The 2,205-nt window shown below is 57.2% G+C and carries 1 protein-coding gene and 1 pseudogene; both read right to left on the bottom strand.

The features are described from left to right. A partial coding sequence (locus tag AACR77_RS14115) for a tyrosine-type recombinase/integrase (protein ID WP_042882400.1) occupies positions 1 to 1,013 on the bottom strand: 1,013 nt, incomplete at its 3' end. A gap of 564 nt (positions 1,014 to 1,577) precedes the next feature. Then, positions 1,578 to 2,205, bottom strand: a pseudogene (locus AACR77_RS14120) (hybrid sensor histidine kinase/response regulator); the annotation flags it as partial.

Raw genomic sequence — 2,205 nt, forward strand, 5'->3', positions numbered from 1 at the left:
CCCTTTTGTGGGCAACTGTCAGGTGAATACAATCTCCATACACGTCTGAGCAGGCTAGTCATCGCCATATCAGTGAGTGGGACCTGTTTCCGAGGAGAGGGGAATACCCATTCATTGTGTAACCCTTGTACTTTTTCCAGAACGGTGATGGCTTGAACAGATAACGGAACTCGGTGTGTTACTTGCGTCTTCATCCTATCAGCCGGAATGGTCCAGATTGCAGCATCTAGGTCGAGTTCTTCCCAGCGCATACTTCTCGCTTCACCAGAACGGCAGGCGGTCAGGATCACGAACGACAGTAGGGCTCGGCTGACATCAAAGCGCTCTGCATTGGCCAAGTGCTCTCGGTAAAACTCAGGTAGTATCCGCCAATCCATTGCAGGTTGGTGTTGAGTGCGGATTGCTTTACTGGGCTGTAGTGGCAGGAGTTTATCAACAACATCAACAGGGTTGGCTTGGCAGAAGCTATGGGCCCAAGCCCAGGCCATGACTGCGTGTAACCGCTGTTTCACCCGAGTGGCCGTTTCCGGGATTTCCAGCCAGATAGGCTGTAGTACACTGGCTATATGCACTGGAGTGATGGTGTTGATAGGCTGCCGACCGATGATCGGGAAGGCGTATTGCTCCAAGGTGGAGATCCACTGCTTACCGTGTTTGGGATTGCGCCAGCCAGGGAGTAGCTGTTGGTGCACCTGGCGAGCCGCAATTTCGACTGTGGGTATAGTAGGCTTACTGGCTTCCTCTTTCTTCACCTCCAAGGGGTCCAGCCCTTTGGACAGTTGCTCGCGCAGCAGACGAGCCTGGTTACCTGCATCTGCAACTGAGACTTCCGGGTAGGAACCTAGTCCAGCATTACGGCGTTTGCCGGTGATGGGACTGACATATCGCAATACCCATTTTCCCTTTCCTTTTATCGTTGATGGATGAAGCGCTAGGCCAGTGATCCCACCATGGGGGAGAGGTTTTTCTTCAGGCCTCAGGTTGCGGGCCTTGGTGTCGGTGAGTACTGCCATGTGGTCATCTCTTGTAGATGTGAGTATGCCATCCAGTATGCCATTGCATGTGGGTTTTAGTGATGCGGCATTAAAAGGTATTGGACGGAATTTGGTGGTAAGATATTGATATTAAATTACTTTATGGGTGCTGGTAAATGAAATTAGACGGTTCTATGGCGGGCTGTCTCTCCGCCATTTATTCCCTTCAAGCCCGCGTCCGTCGCGGGTTTGTCATTTCTATCTCATCTCTGTCCATCCCCGGCTCAGCCATCTCCCAATGTCTTTTCCGATTTGGGGCCTGTGGTCACGGGGTCGCGAAGTCTCACCCCATTCTCTCGAATGTCTATTCACCTGATTAGCCACTTGCCGGCCCAGACAGGTCTCCCGGGGTCATCACCAACCTGGTGATGGGGCATGGGCCCGCACCTGCAGGGTCATCTGGCCGACCCCGCGAGCTCAGCCATCGCGATCCCCCTGAGAGGTGCAGAAAGCCTGCGAGTCAATGTGTCCAGAGCTGGCCATTGGTGCTTGGTTTTCTACCCCGCAGTCATCATCAGAGCAACGTGGCTGCGGGTTGGAGACTCATGCCTTGCGGCTGGCGAGCTGGCGAAGGCGCTGGGTGCTCTGGTGCAGGCTCTGGTGCTGCACCTCGTTCAGGGCGCAGTGCTTGAGCACGTACTCGGCGCTGGCCACCACCGTCTTCCAGCGCGGTGCCTTGGGCAGGGTGTCGAGGTTCAAGTACTTGTCGAGGGTGCGGGTCTGGGGACTGGAGCGGTCCATGTAGACCCGCCACAGCTTGCTCTTCTCCGCCAGCACTATCTTGCCCTTGCCGGTGCTCTGCTGCCAGGTCTCCAGGGTGAGACGCATGGTGTCAACCAGAGCGCGGCGCAGAGGTTCGTCATCCTGCTGGCGAATGAGATCGTCCGCCAGCGACCTGAACTCCCCTCCCAGCCGGCTCAGTTCCCCCAGCAACTGGCCATCCTCGATGATGGCCTGGCGAGAGAGGCTCTTGAGGGCGTTCTCCAGTGCAGCCATGCGATTGTCGTCCTGACGCGGTTCGGTGCCAAGGGTCAGCGCATAGGCGTGCTGCCCCCCCAGGTTGATGGGCAGGGCGCGGGCGTTGAGGGTGTCTCGCTGGCCCGCCACCAGGAAGTCCAGCTCCCGCTCCGGCTGCGCGGTCATGTCGGGCCACTGGCTTGCCAGCGGGGCG

Source organism: Aeromonas sp. ZOR0002 (genome assembly GCF_963866995.1).
Classification (GTDB): domain Bacteria; phylum Pseudomonadota; class Gammaproteobacteria; order Enterobacterales; family Aeromonadaceae; genus Aeromonas; species Aeromonas caviae.